General features: G+C 58.0%; 14 protein-coding genes. 10 read left to right on the top strand and 4 right to left on the bottom strand.

Features of this window, described 5'->3' with window-relative positions; translation table 11 throughout:
* Positions 1-119: 119 nt before the first annotated feature.
* Genes tamA through DVA44_RS21490 form a run of 3 tightly spaced genes read left to right on the top strand, consistent with a single transcriptional unit; the run spans position 120 to position 5973 of the window.
* Entirely contained in the window at positions 120-1853 is a 1734-nt protein-coding gene (gene tamA / locus DVA44_RS21500) for an autotransporter assembly complex protein TamA (RefSeq protein ID WP_114388094.1), read from the top strand.
* Positions 1850-5626 carry an autotransporter assembly complex protein TamB gene (gene tamB, locus DVA44_RS21495; protein ID WP_114388093.1) on the top strand — a complete coding sequence of 1259 codons (3777 nt, stop codon included), beginning with the start codon at positions 1850-1852 and terminating at the stop codon, positions 5624-5626. Before tamA ends, tamB begins: the two co-directional genes overlap by 4 nt.
* 2 nt (positions 5627-5628) lie before the next feature.
* A complete protein-coding gene (locus DVA44_RS21490; RefSeq protein WP_103823030.1) occupies positions 5629-5973 on the top strand; it encodes a gamma-glutamylcyclotransferase in 345 nt (114 codons plus the stop codon).
* 146 nt (positions 5974-6119) lie between these two features.
* Here the strand turns inward: DVA44_RS21490 and ppa are convergent, their stop codons facing one another.
* Complete coding sequence (gene ppa / locus DVA44_RS21485) at positions 6120-6647, bottom strand: inorganic diphosphatase (RefSeq protein WP_103178006.1); 528 nt, start codon at positions 6645-6647, stop codon at positions 6120-6122.
* Between the two features lie 308 nt (positions 6648-6955).
* On the opposite strand from ppa, the gene ytfQ reads away from it, so the two are divergent.
* The 5 genes from ytfQ (at position 6956) to DVA44_RS21460 (ending at position 13201) form a co-directional block, all read left to right on the top strand.
* The gene (gene ytfQ / locus DVA44_RS21480; protein WP_103178007.1) at positions 6956-7912 is read left to right on the top strand and encodes a galactofuranose ABC transporter, galactofuranose-binding protein YtfQ; all 957 of its coding nucleotides are present in this window, start codon (positions 6956-6958) and stop codon (positions 7910-7912) included.
* 103 nt (positions 7913-8015) lie between these two features.
* The gene (gene ytfR, locus DVA44_RS21475) at positions 8016-9518 is read left to right on the top strand and encodes a galactofuranose ABC transporter, ATP-binding protein YtfR (RefSeq protein WP_114388092.1); all 1503 of its coding nucleotides are present in this window, start codon (positions 8016-8018) and stop codon (positions 9516-9518) included.
* A 10-nt stretch (positions 9519-9528) separates the two neighbouring features.
* Positions 9529-10554: a galactofuranose ABC transporter, ATP-binding protein YtfT gene (ytfT, locus tag DVA44_RS21470; protein ID WP_168194501.1), complete on the top strand. Its 1026-nt coding sequence runs from the start codon at positions 9529-9531 to the stop codon at positions 10552-10554.
* Positions 10541-11539: a galactofuranose ABC transporter, permease protein YjfF gene (gene yjfF, locus DVA44_RS21465; RefSeq protein ID WP_114316064.1), complete on the top strand. Its 999-nt coding sequence runs from the start codon at positions 10541-10543 to the stop codon at positions 11537-11539. The genes ytfT and yjfF overlap by 14 nt, the downstream gene beginning before the upstream one ends.
* Before the next feature lie 93 nt (positions 11540-11632).
* Complete coding sequence (locus DVA44_RS21460) at positions 11633-13201, top strand: methyl-accepting chemotaxis protein (RefSeq protein WP_114388091.1); 1569 nt, start codon at positions 11633-11635, stop codon at positions 13199-13201.
* Here the strand turns inward: DVA44_RS21460 and DVA44_RS21455 are convergent.
* On the bottom strand, positions 13176-13520 hold the full coding sequence (locus DVA44_RS21455) for a LysR family transcriptional regulator (protein WP_103823035.1): 345 nt from the start codon (positions 13518-13520) through the stop codon (positions 13176-13178). The genes DVA44_RS21460 and DVA44_RS21455 overlap by 26 nt on opposite strands.
* A 159-nt stretch (positions 13521-13679) precedes the next feature.
* Positions 13680-14678, bottom strand: a complete 999-nt coding sequence (gene fbp / locus DVA44_RS21450) for a class 1 fructose-bisphosphatase (protein ID WP_103178013.1) — start codon at positions 14676-14678, stop codon at positions 13680-13682.
* Positions 14679-14857: 179 nt separating this feature from the next.
* Between fbp and mpl the strand changes: the two genes are divergently transcribed.
* Complete coding sequence (mpl, locus tag DVA44_RS21445) at positions 14858-16231, top strand: UDP-N-acetylmuramate:L-alanyl-gamma-D-glutamyl-meso-diaminopimelate ligase (protein ID WP_114316061.1); 1374 nt, start codon at positions 14858-14860, stop codon at positions 16229-16231.
* A 92-nt stretch (positions 16232-16323) separates the two neighbouring features.
* Here the strand turns inward: mpl and yjgA are convergent, their stop codons facing one another.
* A complete protein-coding gene (gene yjgA, locus DVA44_RS21440) occupies positions 16324-16875 on the bottom strand; it encodes a ribosome biogenesis factor YjgA (RefSeq protein WP_103178015.1) in 552 nt (183 codons plus the stop codon).
* A 95-nt stretch (positions 16876-16970) separates the two neighbouring features.
* Here yjgA and pmbA point away from each other — a divergent pair, with 95 nt between their 5' ends.
* Positions 16971-18323: a metalloprotease PmbA gene (gene pmbA / locus DVA44_RS21435; protein ID WP_103823038.1), complete on the top strand. Its 1353-nt coding sequence runs from the start codon at positions 16971-16973 to the stop codon at positions 18321-18323.
* Positions 18324-18372: the final 49 nt, after the last annotated feature.

Here is an 18372-nt window from a genome sequence, read left to right as displayed (position 1 = left end):
TTAGGGTGTTTAACCATTTTTCAACCCGCGTATTGGGTTTTGGGCTTTTGCCGTGATTTGCTGCGGAGCGGCACTTCATATGCTTCCAGGGGTGGAAACAAGGATATTCAGGAGAAAACGTGCCAAAAATCCGCCAGTTATGTTTAGCCAGTCTCTTGCTGACAAGCGGAATCGCCAGCGCGGCGAACGTTCGTTTACAGGTTGAGGGGCTATCCGGGGCGCTGGAAAAAAACGTACGCGCACAGCTCTCCACTATTGAGAGCGACGAAGTGACGCCCGATCGTCGCTTTCGCGCTCGCGTGGACGATGCCATTCGTGGCGGTTTAAAAGCGCTCGGCTACTATGAGCCGACCATCGACTTCGAACTGCGTCCACCTCCGGCCAAAGGGCGGCAGGTGTTGATTGCCCGCGTCAAGCCTGGGGTTCCGGTGCTCATCGGCGGCACGGACGTGGTGCTGCGCGGCGGCGCGCGTACCGATCAGGACTATCTTGAACTGTTGAACACGCGGCCAAAGAACGGCACCGTGCTCAATCACAGCGACTATGACGGCTTCAAAAAAGATCTGACCAAGGTGGCGCTGCGCAAAGGTTACTTTGACAGCCAGTTCAATAAAAGTCAGCTCGGCATCGCCCTCGACCGCCATCAGGCATTCTGGGACATCGACTACGACAGCGGGGAACGCTACCGCTTTGGTGATGTGACCTTCGAAGGCTCGCAGATCCGTGATGAGTATTTGCAGAATCTGATCCCTTTTAAAGAGGGCGACTATTACCAGTCGAAAGATTTGGCCGAGCTCAACCGCCGTCTGTCAGCTACCGGCTGGTTTAACTCAGTGGTGGTGGCACCAGAGTTTGATAAAGCGCGACAGACCAAAGTGCTGCCGCTGCACGGCGTGGTATCGCCACGCACCGAGAACACCATTGAGACCGGGGTGGGCTACTCCACCGACGTCGGCCCGCGCGTAAAAGCGACGTGGAAAAAGCCGTGGATGAACTCCTACGGCCACAGCCTGACCAGCAACGTCAGTCTCTCAGCCCCGGAACAGCAGCTCGATTTCAGCTATAAAATGCCGCTGCTGAAAAATCCGCTTGAGCAATATTACCTGGTGCAGGGCGGCTTTAAGCGTACCGATCTGAACGACACCGAAGCGGATTCCACGACCCTCGCCGTGTCGCGTTACTGGGATCTCTCCAGCGGCTGGCAGCGCGCCATTAACCTGCGCTGGAGCCTCGACCACTTTACCCAGGCCAACGTCACCAACACCACCATGCTGCTCTATCCGGGGGTGATGATCAGCCGGACCCGTTCCCGCGGCGGCCTGATGCCGGACTGGGGGGATTCCCAGCGCTATTCGATAGACTATTCCAATACCGCCTGGGGCTCGGATGTGGATTTCTCCGTGGTACAGGCGCAAAACGTCTGGATCCGCACCTTTTATGACCGCCATCGCTTTGTAGTGCGTGGCAACCTGGGCTGGATTGAAACCGGCGACTTTGAAAAAGTGCCGCCGGATCTGCGCTTCTTCGCCGGGGGCGATCGCAGCATTCGTGGCTACAAATACAAATCCATCGCGCCAAAAGATGACGACGGCAAGCTGATCGGGGCCTCGAAGCTGGCTACCGGCTCGCTGGAGTATCAGTACAACGTCACCGGAAAATGGTGGGGCGCGACCTTTATCGACAGCGGAGAAGCGGTGAGCGATATCCGCCGCAGCGACTTTAAAACCGGCGCAGGCGTCGGGGTGCGCTGGGAGTCACCGGTCGGGCCGATCAAGCTCGATTTCGCCGTGCCGGTGGGCGATAAAGATGAACACGGTTTACAGTTTTACATCGGTCTGGGGCCGGAATTATGAGTTTATGGAAGAAAATCAGCCTCGGCGTGTTGCTGTTTATCCTGCTGCTGCTGGCTGCGGTGGCCTTTCTGGTGGGGACCACCAGCGGGCTGCATCTGCTGTTTAAGGCGGCAGACCGCTGGGTGCCGGGGCTGGAGATTGGCCAGGTCACCGGCGGCTGGCGCGACTTACACCTGAAAAACGTCCGCTATGACCAGCCGGGCGTGGCGGTCAACGCCGGGGATCTGCATCTGGCGGTGAAGCTCAGCTGTCTGCGCGACAGCAGCCTGTGCATTAACGATCTGTCGTTAAAAGATGTCTTCGTGACGATAGATTCCAAAAAAATGCCACAGTCAGAGCCCGTTGCCGAAGAGGAGAGCGGGCCGCTGGATCTCTCCACGCCATATCCGATATCGCTTAACCGGGTGGCGCTGAATAACATCAACGTCAAAATCGACGACACCACCGTGTCAGTGATGGACTTCACCTCCGGCCTGCGCTGGCAGGAGAAAAACCTGACCCTGACTCCGACGTCACTGCAAGGGCTGCTGATTGCCCTGCCGAAAGTGGCGGAGGTGGCTCAGGAAGAGATCGTCGAGCCTAAAATTCAGAACCCGCAGCCGGAAGAGAAGCCGCTGGGCGAAACCCTGAAGGATCTCTTCTCGAAACCGGTCCTCCCGGAGATGACCGACGTTCACCTGCCGCTGAACCTTAATATTGAAGAGTTTAAGGGCGAGCAGTTGCGCCTCACCGGCGATACCGATCTGACGGTCTTCAACATGCTGCTGAAAGTGAGCAGCATCGACGGCAACATGAAGCTCGACGCGCTGGATATCGACACCAACCAGGGGAGCGTCAACGCCACCGGCAACGCCCTGTTGCGGGATAACTGGCCGGTGGATATCACCCTCAACAGCACCCTGAACATCGATCCGATTAAAGGCGAGAAGGTGAAGCTGAAGGTGGGCGGCGCCATGCGCGAACAGCTGGAGTTTGGCGTGAACCTCTCCGGCCCGGTTGACGTGGTGCTGCGCGGCCAGACCCGGCTTGCAGAGGCGGGCCTGCCGCTCAACCTTGAGGTGGTGAGTGAGCAGCTCTACTGGCCATTTACCGGTGAGAAGCAGTACCAGGCCGATGACGTGAAGCTGAAGCTCACCGGCAAAATGACCGATTACACCCTGTCGTTCCGCACTGCGGTGAAAGGGGAGGGGCTGCCCCCTGCTGGCATCACTCTGGATGCGAAGGGCAACGAGCAGCAGATTAATCTCGACAAGCTGACGGTGGCCGCGCTGGAGGGCAAAACCGAGCTGACGGCGCTGCTCGACTGGCAGAAGGCGATCAGCTGGCGCGGGGAGCTGAAGCTCACCGGGATCAACACCGCCAAAGAGGTGCCGGACTGGCCCTCGAAGCTCGACGGGCTGATTAAAACCCGCGGCAGTCTCTACGGCGGTAGCTGGCAGATGGAGGTGCCGGAGCTGAAAATCACCGGCAACGTGAAGCAGAACAAAGTGGATGTGAACGGCTCGCTGAAGGGCAACAGCTACCTGCAATGGGTCATCCCGGGCCTGCACGTCGCGCTGGGGCGCAACACCGCCGATATTAAGGGCGAGCTGGGGGTGAAAGATCTCGATCTGGATGCCACCATCGACGCGCCGAATCTGGATAATGCCCTGCCAGGGCTGGGCGGAACCGCGAAAGGGCTGCTGAAGGTGCGCGGCACGGTAGAAGCCCCGCAGCTGCTGGCGGATATCACCGCCAACGGCCTGCGCTGGCAGGATCTCACCATCGCCCGCGTACGGGTAGATGGCGACGTGAAATCCACCGATCAGATCGCCGGGCACCTGAACCTGCGGGTCGATCGCATTTCCCAGCCGGGCCTCAACCTTAATCAGGTCACGCTGGAAGCCAAAGGCAGCGAGAAACAGCACGATCTCCAGCTGCGCATTCAGGGTGAACCGGTCTCCGGCCAGCTGCACCTGGCGGGCAGCTTTGACCGCCAGGAGACCCGCTGGAAAGGCACCCTGGATAACACCCGCTTCGCCACCCCGGTGGGGCCGTGGTCGTTATCGCGCGCTATTGCCCTGGATTACCGCAACGCAGAGCAGAAGATCAGTATCGGGCCGCACTGCTGGACTAACCCGAATGCCGAACTGTGCGTGCCGCAGACCATTGACGCAGGCGCAGAAGGGCGGGCGGTGGTCAACCTTAACCGCTTCGATCTGGCGATGCTCAAGCCGTTCATGCCAGACACTACGCAAGCAAGCGGGGTGTTCAGCGGCAAGGCGGACGTCTCCTGGGATGCCACCAAGCCGGGGCTGCCGGAGGGCAACGTCACGCTCGCCGGGCGTAACGTCAAGGTGACGCAGGTGGTGAACGATGCGCCGCTGCCGCTGGCCTTCAGCACTCTTAATCTCACCGCTGATCTGCATAACAACCGCGCCGAGCTGGGCTGGCTGATCCGCCTCACCAACAACGGCCAGCTCGATGGCCAGATCCAGGTGACCGATCCGCAAGGACGGCGCAACCTGGGGGGCAACGTCAATATTCGCAACCTTAACCTGGCGATGGCGAATGCCATCTTCTCCCGCGGCGAGAAGGCGGCAGGTATGTTGAATGCCAACCTGCGGCTCGCGGGCAGCGCCCAGAGCCCGCAGCTGTTTGGTCAGATGCAGCTGAACGGGGTGGATATCGACGGCAACTTTATGCCGTTCGATATGCTGCCGAGCCAGCTGGCGATGAACTTTAACGGTATGAGTTCGACGCTTACGGGCACCGTGCGTACCCAGCAGGGGCAGATCAACCTCAGCGGCGACGCGGACTGGAGCCAGCTTGATAACTGGCGCGCCCGTGTGGCGGCCAAAGGCAGCAAGGTGCGGATCACCGTGCCGCCGATGGTGCGTTTAGACGTCTCGCCGGATGTGGTCTTTGAGGCCACGCCGCAGCTGTTCACCCTTGATGGCCGCGTCGATGTACCGTGGGCTCGTATCGTGGTGCATGAACTGCCGGAAAGCGCGGTGGGCGTCTCCAGCGATGAGGTGATGCTCAACAACAACCTCCAGCCGGAGGAGCCACAGAGTGCCTCTATCCCGATCAACAGCAACCTGATCGTACACGTAGGCAACAACGTGCGCCTGGATGCGTTTGGGCTAAAGGCAAGACTGACCGGCGATCTGAAAGTCGCGCAGGATAAACAGGGGCTGGGCCTGAACGGGCAGATCAACATTCCGGAAGGGCGTTTCCACGCCTACGACCAAGATTTGATGGTGCGTAAAGGCGAACTGCTCTTCTCCGGCCCGCCGGATCAGCCGCTGCTGAATATCGAAGCGATCCGTAATCCGGAGGCCACCGAAAATGACGTGATCGCCGGGGTGCGCGTGACGGGCACCGCGGACGAACCGAAAGCGGAAATTTTCTCTGACCCGGCCATGTCCCAGCAGGAAGCGCTCTCATACCTGCTGCGCGGGCAGGGGCTGGACAGCAATCAGAGCGACAGCGCGGCGATGACCTCAATGTTAGTCGGTCTGGGGGTTGCACAAAGTGGTCAGGTTGTGGGTAAAATCGGCGAGACGTTTGGCGTAAGCAATCTGGCGCTGGACACCCAGGGGGTCGGCGACTCCTCTCAGGTGGTGGTCAGCGGCTATGTACTGCCGGGTCTGCAGGTGAAATATGGTGTGGGGATCTTTGACTCATTAGCAACTCTCACGTTACGCTATCGCCTGATGCCTAAGCTATATCTGGAAGCGGTGTCTGGCGTAGACCAGGCACTCGATCTGCTCTATCAGTTTGAGTTTTAGCAATGCGAATATTTGTCTACGGCAGTTTAAGAACCAAGCAAGGCAACAGCCACTGGATGACTAACGCCCAGTTGCTGGGGGATTACAGTATCGAGAACTACCAGCTGTACAGCCTGGGCCACTATCCAGGCGCCGTTCCGGGAGAAGGAGCAGTACACGGTGAGGTTTATCGTATTGATAATGCCACGCTGGCCGAACTTGATGCCTTGCGCACCAAAGGCGGGGAATACGCTCGCCGGTTAATCCAGACACCCTACGGCAGTGCATGGATGTACGTGTACCAACGTTCGGTGGAAGGTCTGACGCTGATTGAAAGCGGTAACTGGTTAGACAGAGACCAGTACTGATATGAATAACGCCACCTTTGGGTGGCGTTGTTTTTTCAGGCCGCACAGATTTTGTAGGCCGGGTAAGGCGCAGCCGCCACCCGGCAACAGACCGCACAGACAAAAAAAGCCCCGACAAGTCGGGGCTTTTTTTCACACGTTAAGCATTACTTCTTAGCGCGTTCGAAGGAGGCAACGATTTCCGCTTTAGCGGCTTCTGCGTTGTCCCAGCCTTCCACTTTCACCCATTTGCCTTTCTCGAGATCTTTGTAGTGCTCGAAGAAGTGGGCGATCTGCGCTTTCAGCAGCTCTGGCAGGTCGTTCACATCTTTGATGTGATCGTACTCTTTGCTCAGCTTGGTGTGCGGTACCGCAACCAGTTTCGCATCTTCACCCGCTTCGTCGGTCATTTTCAGCACGCCAACCGGACGGCAGCGGATCACGGAGCCCGGCTGCAGTGGGTATGGCGTTGGGACCAGCACGTCTACCGGGTCACCGTCCAGAGACAGGGTGTGGTTGATGTAACCGTAGTTGCACGGATAGAACATCGCGGTAGACATGAAACGGTCAACGAACAGTGCGCCGGTGTCTTTGTCGATTTCGTATTTGATAGGATCAGCGTTCGCCGGGATTTCGATAACTACGTAGATGTCTTCCGGCAGTTCTTTACCCGCTGGGACGTTGAGTAAGCTCATGTCTGTGTCCTTTAAATGATTGGTAATCAAGTGGCGAGTATTATAGCCAACTGGCGCGGAATGTCTCCGCCTGTTTTCGCCAATCCCTGTTCCTGAAAACCCTTATCAGCACTTTCTCATGACAAGATAATCCATAAACTCAGCCGCATTTTTAATGGCTCAGTGAAAGCGATTACAAACTTGTGATTAACGTTTTATTCACTTTTCCGAAGTGTGATGTAACACACTCCGTTACATCTCGCATTGTCTATAGTCTCTTCGCAGAACATTTTTTACCCAACAATAAACTCCCCTACGAGGACGCACTTATGTGGAAGCGCTTACTTCTTGTCACAGCAGTTTCGGCAGCCATGTCGTCTATGGCGATGGCCGCCCCCTTAACCGTAGGATTTGCCCAGGTCGGCTCAGAGTCCGGCTGGCGCGCCGCTGAGACCAACGTCGCGAAGAGTGAGGCCGAAAAACGCGGCATCACGCTGAAGATCGCCGATGGTCAGCAAAAACAGGAAAACCAGATCAAAGCGGTACGCTCTTTTATCGCTCAGGGCGTTGACGCCATCTTCATTGCCCCGGTCGTGGCGACGGGTTGGGAACCGGTTCTGAAAGAAGCGAAAGATGCCGAAATTCCGGTCTTCCTGCTCGATCGTTCCATCGATGTAAAAGACAAATCTCTCTATATGACCACCGTCACCGCCGACAACGTGCTGGAAGGCAAATTGATTGGTGAATGGCTGGTGAAACAGGTGGATGGTAAGCCGTGTAACGTGGTGGAGCTGCAGGGCACCGTCGGCGCCAGCGTGGCCATCGACCGTAAGAAAGGCTTTGCTGATGCCATCTCCAAAGCGTCAAACATCAAGATTATCCGTTCTCAGTCCGGCGACTTCACCCGCAGTAAAGGGAAAGAGGTCATGGAGAGCTTTATCAAAGCTGAGAACAACGGCAAGAACATCTGCATGGTTTACGCCCATAACGATGACATGGTGATCGGCGCTATCCAGGCGATCAAAGAGGCGGGCCTGAAGCCGGGTACCGACATCCTGACCGGTTCCATCGACGGCGTACCGGATATCTATAAAGCGATGATCGACAAAGAGGCCAACGCCAGCGTGGAACTGACGCCAAACATGGCAGGCCCGGCCTTTGACGCGCTGGAGAAATTCAAGAAAGACGGCACCATGCCAGAGAAAGTCACGATCACCAAGTCCACGCTCTATCTGCCTGATACCGCTGCAGAAGAGTTAGAGAAGAAGAAAAATATGGGCTACTAAGCTCGACTGAAAATGCCGGGCGACGCTGCGCTTGCCCGGCCTTCGGCTCGCTTTTTGTAGGCCGGATAAGCGTAGCGCCATCCGACATGATGCAGGGGGAACCATGATCACAGACCAGCACCAGGAAATCCTCCGCACAGAGGGCTTGAGCAAATATTTTCCCGGCGTAAAAGCGCTGGATAACGTCGATTTCAGCCTGCGGCGTGGCGAGATCATGGCCCTGCTGGGCGAAAACGGCGCCGGAAAATCGACCCTGATTAAAGCCCTGACCGGTGTCTATCACGCCGATCGCGGCACCATCTGGCTGGAAGGCCACGCCATATCGCCCAAAAATACCGCCCATGCCCAGCAGCTGGGTATCGGGACGGTCTATCAGGAAGTGAACCTGCTGCCGAATATGTCGGTGGCGGATAATCTGTTTATCGGCCGCGAGCCACGACGCTTTGGCCTGCTGCGCCGTAAAGAGATGGAAGAGCGCGCCACAAAACTGATGGCGTCATACGGTTTCTCTCTCGACGTCCGCGAGCCGCTCAACCGCTTCTCGGTGGCGATGCAGCAGATCGTCGCCATCTGCCGGGCTATCGATCTCTCGGCAAAAGTGCTGATCCTCGATGAACCTACCGCCAGCCTGGATAACCAAGAGGTCGAAATGCTCTTCACCCTGATGCGCCAGCTGCGCGATCAGGGGGTGAGCCTGATTTTCGTCACCCACTTCCTCGATCAGGTGTATGAGGTGAGCGACCGCATTACCGTCCTGCGTAACGGCGGCTTCGTCGGCTGTCGCGAAACCCGGGAGCTGCCGCAAATCGAGCTGGTGAAAATGATGCTGGGCCGCGAGCTGGAGAGCAATGCCCTGCAGCGTGCGGGCCGGACGCTGCTCAGCGAGAAGCCGGTGGCGGCGTTTAAAGGGTACGGCAAGAAAGGCACCATTGCGCCTTTTGATCTTGAGGTGCGCCCGGGCGAAATCGTCGGCCTGGCGGGGCTGTTAGGGTCGGGACGTACCGAAACGGCAGAGGTGATCTTCGGGATCAAACCTGCCGACAGCGGCACTGCGCTGATCAAAGGTAAACCGCAGACGCTGCGCTCTCCGCACCAGGCCTCCAGCCTGGGGATCGGTTTCTGCCCGGAAGATCGCAAGACCGACGGCATTATCGCCGCCGCTTCGGTGCGCGAGAACATCATTCTGGCCCTGCAGGCCCAGCGCGGCTGGCTGCGGCCCATTCCCCGTAAAGAGCAAAATGTGATTGCCGAGCGCTTTATTCGCCAGCTGGGCATCCGCACCCCGAGTGCGGAGCAGCCGATCGAATTTCTCTCCGGCGGTAACCAGCAGAAGGTGCTGCTGTCACGCTGGCTGCTGACCAAGCCGCAGTTCCTGATCCTCGACGAGCCGACCCGCGGTATCGACGTAGGGGCGCACGCGGAAATTATCCGCCTGATCGAAACCCTCTGCGCCGACGGTCTGGCGCTGCTGGTGATCTCCTCGGAGCTGGAGGAGCTGGTGGGCTATGCGGATCGGGTGATCATCATGCGCGACCGTCAGCAGGTGGCCGAGATCCCGCTGGATGCGCTCTCCGTTCCGGCAATCATGAACGCCATTGCGGCATAAGGAGTAGATCGTGATGTCACGTTCACTTTCTCAGACCGGCGAGACGAAGCGCCGCTTCAGCTGGCCCACCGGCACGCCGCAAATCATTGCGCTGATCCTCGTGTTGCTGGTGGATAGCCTCGTTTCGCCGCATTTTTATCAGATTATCCTCCAGGATGGCCGCCTGTTCGGCAGTCCGATTGATATCTTAAACCGTGCCGCGCCGGTCGCCCTGCTGGCGATCGGCATGACGCTGGTGATTGCCACCGGCGGTATCGATCTGTCGGTCGGGGCGGTGATGGCGATTGCCGGGGCGACGGCGGCCTCAATGACCGTGGCCGGACACAGCCTGCCGGTGGTGCTGCTGGCGACGCTGGGCACCGGCGTGCTCGCGGGATTGTGGAACGGCATCCTGGTGGCGATCCTCAAAATCCAGCCCTTTGTCGCCACCCTCATTTTAATGGTGGCCGGACGCGGGGTGGCGCAGCTGATCACCTCCGGGCAGATCGTCACCTTCAACGCCCCGAATCTGGCGTGGATTGGCAGCGGATCGCTGTTCTTCTTCCCGACGCCGGTGATTATTGTGGTGGTCACCCTGATCGCCTTCTGGCTGTTCACCCGCAAAACCGCCCTCGGGATGTTTATCGAAGCGGTGGGGATTAACATTCGCGCTGCGAAAAACGCCGGGGTCAGCACCCGTCTGATGGTGATGCTCACCTACGTATTGAGCGGGGTCTGCGCCGCCATTGCCGGGATTATCGTCGCGGCGGATATTCGCGGGGCCGATGCCAATAACGCCGGGCTCTGGCTGGAACTGGATGCGATCCTCGCGGTGGTGATTGGCGGCGGCTCGCTGATGGGCGGGCGCTTCAACCTGCTGCTGTCGGTGATTGGCGCGCTGATTATCCAGGGGATGAACACCGGGATCCTGCTGTCGGGTTTCCCGCCGGAACTCAACCAGGTGGTGAAAGCGGTGGTGGTGCTCTGCGTGCTCATCGTGCAGTCGCCGCGCTTTATCAGTCTCATTAAGGGGATGCGTGGTCATGATAAAACGTAATTTACCGCTCATGATTACCCTGGGCGTGTTTGTGCTGGGGTATCTCTACTGCCTGACGCAGTTCCCCGGTTTTGCTTCGACGCGGGTGATCTGCAACATCCTGACCGACAACGCCTTCCTCGGGATCATCGCCGTCGGCATGACCTTCGTGATCCTCTCCGGCGGGATCGACCTCTCCGTCGGGTCGGTGATCGCCTTTACCGGCGTCTTCCTGGCTAAGGCGATTGGCTACTGGGGGATCTCCCCGCTGCTGGCCTTCCCGCTGGTGCTGGTGATGGGCTGCGCCTTTGGCGCCTTTATGGGACTGCTGATCGACGCCCTGAAGATCCCGGCGTTTATTATCACCCTCGCCGGGATGTTCTTCCTGCGCGGCGTCAGCTATCTGGTGTCAGAGGAGTCGATCCCGATTAACCATCCGGTCTACGACACCCTCTCAAGCCTGGCGTGGAAAATCCCCGGCGGCGGCCGTCTGAGTATTCTGGGGCTGGTGATGCTGGGCGTGGTAGTGATCGGCATTTTCCTCGCCCACCGCACCCGCTTTGGCAACGAAGTGTATGCCATCGGCGGCAGCGCGACCTCCGCCAACCTGATGGGCATCTCCACCCGCAGCACCACCATTCGTATCTACATGCTCTCCACCGGGCTGGCGACGCTGGCGGGGATCGTCTTCTCCATCTACACCCAGGCGGGCTATGCGCTGGCGGGGGTAGGGGTGGAGCTGGACGCGATTGCTTCGGTGGTGATTGGCGGCACGCTGCTCAGCGGCGGCGTCGGCACGGTGCTGGGCACGCTGTTTGGGGTGGCCATCCAGGGGCTGATCCAGACCTATATTAACTTCGACGGCACCCTCAGCTCGTGGTGGACCAAGATTGCGATTGGCATTCTGCTGTTCATCTTTATCGCCCTGCAGCGCGGCCTGACGGTGCTCTGGGAGAACCGCCAGAACTCGCCTGTTACCCGGGTGAGCACCACCAGCAAGCTATAAGCGCCTGAATTTACGTCAAGTCTAAATCTTTTCCGGTAGCGGCCGATAACCCTTAATTCTGTCCAGATTTATCTCGCTACCGGAAATTACATCATGCTTAAAACGCTATCGATTCGTACCGGCTTGCTTTCGTTACTGGCCGTTATGACCCTTCTGCTGCTGCTTGTCAGCGGTATCGGCATTTATGCCCTCACCCAAAGCTCCTCCTCTTTGCAGCGCATTAACCATCTTCAGGGCGAACAGCTGGTGCAGCTTAATTCGGGCTACACCCTGATCCTGCGTGCGCGCAACGAGGCGGGGCAGGCCGTCCGCATGATGGAGGTGGGGCTGCTGGATGACGCCACAAAATCGGTGAAAAACATCAATGACGAACTCAAACAGGCGCAAACCACGCTGAAAAGCGTGATCGATAGCGGGGTAAACGATCCCGAAGGTGAGGCGCTGCTGAAGAAAGTTGCCGCGAGCCTCGCCGCCTATAATGCTGAGGGGATCGTGCCAATGCAGAACGCCCTCAATGCGCAGAATGCCGATGACTATTACGATCTGCTGGAGAACCGTCTGGTGCCGGTAGCGCGTCAGTTTGATAACGATATGCAGGCCTTCCAGGCCTGGAGCGACAGCCGGGGCAAAGCTGAAGTCGCCGCGGTGCAGGCGAGTAAAAATCGGGTGATGCTGCTGATCATCGTCGCCGCGCTGCTGACCGCGGGCATTATCGTGCTGGCGTGGCTGGCGCTTCGTCATATGCTGCTGAAGCCGCTCTCCTCCTCTATTGCCCAGCTTGAGCACGTGGCCGCCGGGGATCTGACTCATGCCCTGACCACTCCCGCAAGCCAGGAGTTTAACCGCCTCAACGCCGCCATTGAGGGGATGCGTCAGTCGCTGATGGGCTCGGTACTGCGGGTGCGTGACGCCAGCTCGCAGATCGATACCGGCAGCCGGGAGCTGACCGCAGGCAATATGCACCTTGCCCAGCGTACAGAATCGACCGCCACCTCGCTGGAGCAGACCGCGGCCAGCATGGAAGAGATCACCGCCACGGTGAAGCAGAACGCCCACAATGCCGAGCAGGCGCATCAGGTGGCGAAGACGATGTCAGATACCGCTGACCGCGGCAGCGAGATGGTCTGTTATGTCATTGAGAAGATGCGCGATATCTCCGGCAGCGCCGACCGTATCGCCGATATTCTCAGCGTGATCGACGGTATCGCCTTCCAGACCAATATTCTGGCGCTGAATGCCTCGGTGGAAGCCGCCCGCGCGGGTGAGCAGGGGCGCGGCTTTGCGGTGGTGGCCGGAGAGGTCCGTAACCTCGCCAGCCGTAGCGCCGATGCGGCAAAAGAGATCCGCACGCTCATTAGCGATTCGCAGGCGCACGTCAGCGAAGGCAGCGAACTGGCGCAGCAGGCGGGGGAAACCATGGACGAGATCGCCAACGAGGTGATGCGCATGACCCGCCTGATGCGTGAGATCGCCAATGCGTCGCACGAGCAGAGCCGAGGTATTGAGCAGGTGAATATTGCGGTTAATCAGATGGACGAAACCGCGCAGCAAAACGCGGCGCTGGTCCAGCAATCGTCCGCCGCGACGCGCTCGCTGGAAGAGCAGTCCCGCGAGCTCATCGAGGCGATGTCACTGTTTAAGCTGTCGTCGCAACAGGCGTAGCCTTATCGTCTTCCGGCGCCGGGAGGCTTTCCGCGCCAGCCGGGGTGCTGGCGATATGGTCATGAATGGCGCCCAGCAGCTTTTCCATCTCGGCGGTCAAGCGCAACGCATAAGGCGTTGGCTCAAGAAACAGACCCTTGCGGGTAAACAGCGGCTCATTAAACAGCATGCCAAAGCGTTTCAGGGCCAGGCTGACTGCTGGCCTGGACATCTCAAGACGTGAAGAGGCTTTGGCCATGCTCCCGCACCTGACGACTTCAATAAATACCGGAATCAGATTGAGGTCGATGCCAGTGGATGAGCGAGAGAGGTTTTTCATATCGGCTGATTTCCATTGAACGCTATTTGAACGCCGTCATGATGACGCATTGATTCAGCGGGTTACAGCAGCATTTTTATATAGTTTTATACCAACAAAGATATAAATGTTTGGAAAAACAAAAGGGGCCGAGTGGCCCCTTTTGGTCAAACTCAACATTCAGGCATCCGGGAATTCACGGATAAAGCGTTCCACGTCGTCAACCATATGATCGTTGCCAACGAAGAAGGAACGGCGCTGGTGCAGGCTTTCAGGAATGATATCCATAATCCGCTCTTTGCCGTCGCTGGCTTTACCGCCCGCCTGTTCGGCGAGGAAGGCCATTGGGTTGCACTCATACAGCAGGCGCAGCTTGCCTTCCGGGTGGCTGGCGGTGCTTGGGTAGAGGTAGATACCGCCCTTCAGCAGGTTACGGTGGAAATCCGCCACCAGGGAGCCGATATAACGCGAGGTATAAGGACGCTGGGTCGATTTATCCTCTTCCTGGCAGAATTTGATGTACTTCTTCACCCCCGCCGGGAATTTAATGTAGTTCCCTTCGTTGATGGAGTAAGTGCTGCCTTTCTGCGGGAAGCGCATGCGCTCCTGGCACAGGCAGAATACACCCAGCGACGGATCGTAGGTAAAGGCATGGACGCCGCAGCCGGTGGTGTAGACCAGCATGGTGGAGGAGCCATATACCACATAACCCGCAGCAACCTGCTTATTGCCCGGCTGCAGGAAATCTTCTTCGGTGACCGGCGTGCCGACAGGGGTGACGCGACGGTAAATGGAGAAAATGGTGCCGACAGAGACGTTAACGTCGATGTTGGAGGAGCCATCCAGCGGATCCATCAGGACGACATACTTGGCGTGTTCACAGCCTTCAAAGACGACGATTTCATCTTCTTCCTCGGAGGCGATCCCCGCAACGATGTCGCGTGCGCGCAGTGCAGCTTTCAGTTTTTCATTCGCGAACAGATCGAGTTTCTGTTGAACTTCGCCCTGCACGTTTTCAGCACCGCTGGCACCCAGGATATCGACCAGTCCGGCTTTGTTGATATCGCGATGGATGATCTTGGCGCCCAGCTTTATTGCCGACAACAAAGCAGTGAGCTCACCGGTAGCATGCGAGAACTCGTGCTGCTTTTCGACAATAAATTCACCTAACGTTTTCATAACACTTTCCCTGCATTGGATGTTGAGTAAAGTTGTTGATGCCCAACAATCTTAACAAACTTTCAAATTGTCGCGCAGAGGTGAATCGCGCCAGCTTGCTACAGATTTTCCTGAAATGCATTTCTCTGCTGCTGACATATGCGTAAAATGTGCGCCACATTGAAGAAGGATAGTGACGTATGCGCATTCATATATTGGGGATTTGTGGCACTTTCATGGGCGGCCTGGCTATGCTGGCGCGCGCTCTTGGCCATGAGGTGACAGGTTCGGACGCCAATGTGTATCCGCCGATGAGCACGCTGCTGGAAAACCAGGGCATCGATCTTATTCAGGGCTACGACGCCAGCCAGCTGGAGCCGCAGCCGGATCTGGTGATCATCGGAAACGCCATGACCCGGGGTAATCCCTGCGTAGAAGCCGTGCTGGAAAGGAATATTCCCTACATGTCAGGGCCGCAGTGGCTGCATGATTTCGTTCTGCGCGATCGCTGGGTGCTGGCGGTGGCGGGAACCCACGGCAAAACCACCACCGCCGGTATGGCGACGTGGATCCTCGAAGCCTGCGGCTACAAGCCGGGCTTTGTGATTGGTGGCGTACCGGGGAACTTTGACGTTTCTGCCCGTCTGGGCGAGAGCCCGTTCTTTGTTATTGAGGCGGACGAATATGACTGCGCGTTCTTTGATAAACGCTCCAAGTTCGTTCATTACTGCCCGCGCACGCTGATCCTCAACAACCTTGAGTTTGACCACGCGGACATTTTCGACGACCTGAAAGCGATTCAGAAGCAGTTCCACCACCTGGTGCGCATCGTACCGGGCCAGGGACGCATCATTCTGCCGGAGAACGACATTAACCTGAAGCAGACCTTGGCGATGGGGTGCTGGAGCGAGCAGGAGCTGGTGGGCGAGCAGGGCCACTGGCAGGCGAAAAAGCTCACCAATGATGCCTCCCGCTGGGAAGTGTTGCTGGATGGCGAAAAAGTCGGGGAAGTGCAGTGGGCGCTGGTGGGCGAACACAACATGCATAACGGCCTGATGGCGATTGCCGCGGCCCGTCATGTGGGCGTCTTGCCTGCCGATGCGGCCAACGCGCTGGGCTCCTTTATCAATGCCCGTCGTCGTCTTGAGCTGCGCGGCGAAGCCAATGGCGTGACGGTGTATGACGATTTTGCCCATCACCCGACCGCGATCCTCGCGACGCTGGCTGCCCTGCGCGGCAAAGTGGGCGGCACGGCACGCATTCTGGCCGTACTGGAACCGCGCTCCAACACCATGAAGATGGGGATTTGCAAAGACGATTTAGCCCCCTCTTTAGGTCGCGCGGACGAGGTCTTCCTCCTGCAACCGCAGCACATTCCGTGGCAGGTGGCGGAAGTGGCCGAAGCCTGCGTCCAGCCTGCGCACTGGAGTGCCGACGTGGATACGCTGGCGGAGATGGTGGTGAAAACCGCGCAGCCGGGCGATCACATTCTGGTGATGAGCAACGGCGGGTTTGGTGGGATCCATCAGAAACTGCTGGACGGTCTGGCGAAGAAAGCAGAAGCAGTGGTGTAAAAAAAAGCCCGGTAGCGTTAACGCTGACCGGGCTTTTTTTGTAGGCCGGATAAGGCGTTTACGCCGCCATCCGGCAAACAGCAAGTAAGATATTAACCTTCGGCTTCCGCCAGCTCGCGCAGATACTGGAAAATCAGACGTGCAGACTTCGGCGGCTTGTTCGCCTCTTTCTCTTTCTTCGCGTTACGGATCAGAGAGCGCAACTGCTGGCGATCGGCGTCCGGCCATAGGTTCAGCACTTCCGGTACGGCGTCATCGCCCTGTTCAATCAGACGATCGCGGATCTGCTCCAACTTATGGAACAGCGCAACCTGTTGGTTGTGGCGGTTTTTCAGCTTATCCAGCGCCTGGCGAATCGGCTCTACGTCGCGCTGGCGCAATAATTTACCAATCAACTGAAGCTGGCGGCGACGGCCCTCTTTCTTGATGCGCTGTGCCAGTTCGATGGCGGCACGCAGATCCGGGTCGAGCGGGATTTTATCCAGCGCGTTCTTACCCAGCTCTACCATCTCCGCACCAAGCTGTTTTAACTCTTCGGCGTCGCGTTTAATTTCACTTTTACTGACCCAGATGATCTCATCATCTTCGTCTTCGATGTCATCACCGGGAACGTCGTCGAGCCAGTCTTCGGGCTGCTTAGTCATGTCAGGCTCCTTAAAAAAAGAGGCTAATGTTACCAGTTTAGACGCGTACTGAGAAACGGTTCTCTGTTAGACTTCAGCTAACTACACCTTACATTATGGCATTTACGATGAAAGTGATCTCACAAGTTGCAGCGCAGCGTAAAGCACTGGAAGAGGCCGTCTCCATGGCCCTGGAGCTGGCGTCAGCGAAATCGGACGGGGCAGAAGTCGCCGTCAGCAAAACCACCGGCCTGAGCGTCAGCACCCGCTATGGCGAAGTGGAAACCGTTGAATTTAATAGCGATGGCGCATTAGGGATTACTGTTTATCACCAGAACCGTAAAGGCAGCGCCTCCTCTACCGATTTAAGCCCTGACGCCATTGCGCGGACCGTCCAGGCGGCGCTGGATATCGCCTCCTACACCTCTCCAGACCCCTATGCCGGGGTGGCTGACAAAGAGCTGCTGGCCTTTGAGGCCCCGGATCTGGATCTCTTCCATCCGGCGGAAGTGACCCCGGACGAAGCCATTGAGTTCGCCGCTCGCGCGGAGCAGGCCTCCCTTAATGCCGATAAGCGCATCACCAATACCGAAGGCGGCAGCTTTAATAGCCACTACGGCATTAAAGTCTTTGGCAACAGCCACGGCATGTTGCAGGGCTATTGCTCCACCCGTCACTCTCTTTCCAGCTGCGTGATTGCCGAAGAGAACGGCGACATGGAGCGCGATTACGCCTATACCATTGGCCGCGCGATGGGCGATCTGCAGTCGCCGGAGTGGGTTGGAGCGGAGTGTGCAAAACGCACCTTATCCCGCCTGGCTCCGCGTAAACTTTCTACCATGAAAGCACCGGTTATCTTTGCCAATGAAGTGGCGACCGGGCTGTTTGGGCATCTGGTCGGCGCGATTGCCGGCGGCGCGGTCTACCGTAAATCCACCTTCCTGCTCGATGCGCTGGGAACGCAAATCCTGCCGGAGTGGTTGACCATTGAAGAGCATCCGCACCTGCTGAAAGGGCTGGCCTCCACGCCGTTCGACAGCGAAGGTGTGCGCACCGAGCGACGCGATATCGTCAAAGAGGGCATCCTGACCCAGTGGCTGCTGACCAACTACTCCGCACGCAAACTGGGGCTTAAGAGCACCGGCCATGCGGGCGGTATCCACAACTGGCGTATTCCGGGCCGCGGCCTGAGCTTTGAGCAGATGCTGAAAGAAATGGGCACCGGCCTGGTGGTCACCGAGCTGATGGGGCAGGGCGTGAGCGGCGTCACCGGCGACTACTCGCGCGGGGCGTCTGGCTTCTGGGTGGAAAACGGTGAGATTCAGTATCCGGTGAGCGAAATTACCATCGCCGGTAACCTGAAAGATATGTGGCGCAATATCGTGACGGTGGGGAACGATATTGAGACACGCAGCAATATCCAGTGCGGTTCCGTTCTGTTACCGGAAATGAAAATCGCCGGTCAGTAATACCCGTCATACTTCACGCCGCAGATGCGTTGGCTGCGCGCGCTCACCC

Source organism: Leclercia sp. W17 (genome assembly GCF_003336325.1).
Taxonomy (GTDB): Bacteria; Pseudomonadota; Gammaproteobacteria; order Enterobacterales; family Enterobacteriaceae; genus Enterobacter.
This window is presented reverse-complemented; position numbering and strand designations above follow the sequence as displayed.

What these genes read in the sequence shown, in the direction of transcription:
- tamB (WP_114388093.1), top strand. Translation starts at nt 1,850, where the DNA reads ATGAGTTTATGGAAGAAAATCAGCCTCGGCGTGTTGCTGTTTATCCTG.
- DVA44_RS21490 (WP_103823030.1), top strand. Translation starts at nt 5,629, where the DNA reads ATGCGAATATTTGTCTACGGCAGTTTAAGAACCAAGCAAGGCAACAGC.
- ppa (WP_103178006.1), bottom strand. Translation starts at nt 6,647, where the DNA reads ATGAGCTTACTCAACGTCCCAGCGGGTAAAGAACTGCCGGAAGACATC.
- ytfQ (WP_103178007.1), top strand. Translation starts at nt 6,956, where the DNA reads ATGTGGAAGCGCTTACTTCTTGTCACAGCAGTTTCGGCAGCCATGTCG.
- ytfR (WP_114388092.1), top strand. Translation starts at nt 8,016, where the DNA reads ATGATCACAGACCAGCACCAGGAAATCCTCCGCACAGAGGGCTTGAGC.
- yjfF (WP_114316064.1), top strand. Translation starts at nt 10,541, where the DNA reads ATGATAAAACGTAATTTACCGCTCATGATTACCCTGGGCGTGTTTGTG.
- DVA44_RS21460 (WP_114388091.1), top strand. Translation starts at nt 11,633, where the DNA reads ATGCTTAAAACGCTATCGATTCGTACCGGCTTGCTTTCGTTACTGGCC.
- DVA44_RS21455 (WP_103823035.1), bottom strand. Translation starts at nt 13,520, where the DNA reads ATGAAAAACCTCTCTCGCTCATCCACTGGCATCGACCTCAATCTGATT.
- fbp (WP_103178013.1), bottom strand. Translation starts at nt 14,678, where the DNA reads ATGAAAACGTTAGGTGAATTTATTGTCGAAAAGCAGCACGAGTTCTCG.
- mpl (WP_114316061.1), top strand. Translation starts at nt 14,858, where the DNA reads ATGCGCATTCATATATTGGGGATTTGTGGCACTTTCATGGGCGGCCTG.
- yjgA (WP_103178015.1), bottom strand. Translation starts at nt 16,875, where the DNA reads ATGACTAAGCAGCCCGAAGACTGGCTCGACGACGTTCCCGGTGATGAC.
- pmbA (WP_103823038.1), top strand. Translation starts at nt 16,971, where the DNA reads ATGGCATTTACGATGAAAGTGATCTCACAAGTTGCAGCGCAGCGTAAA.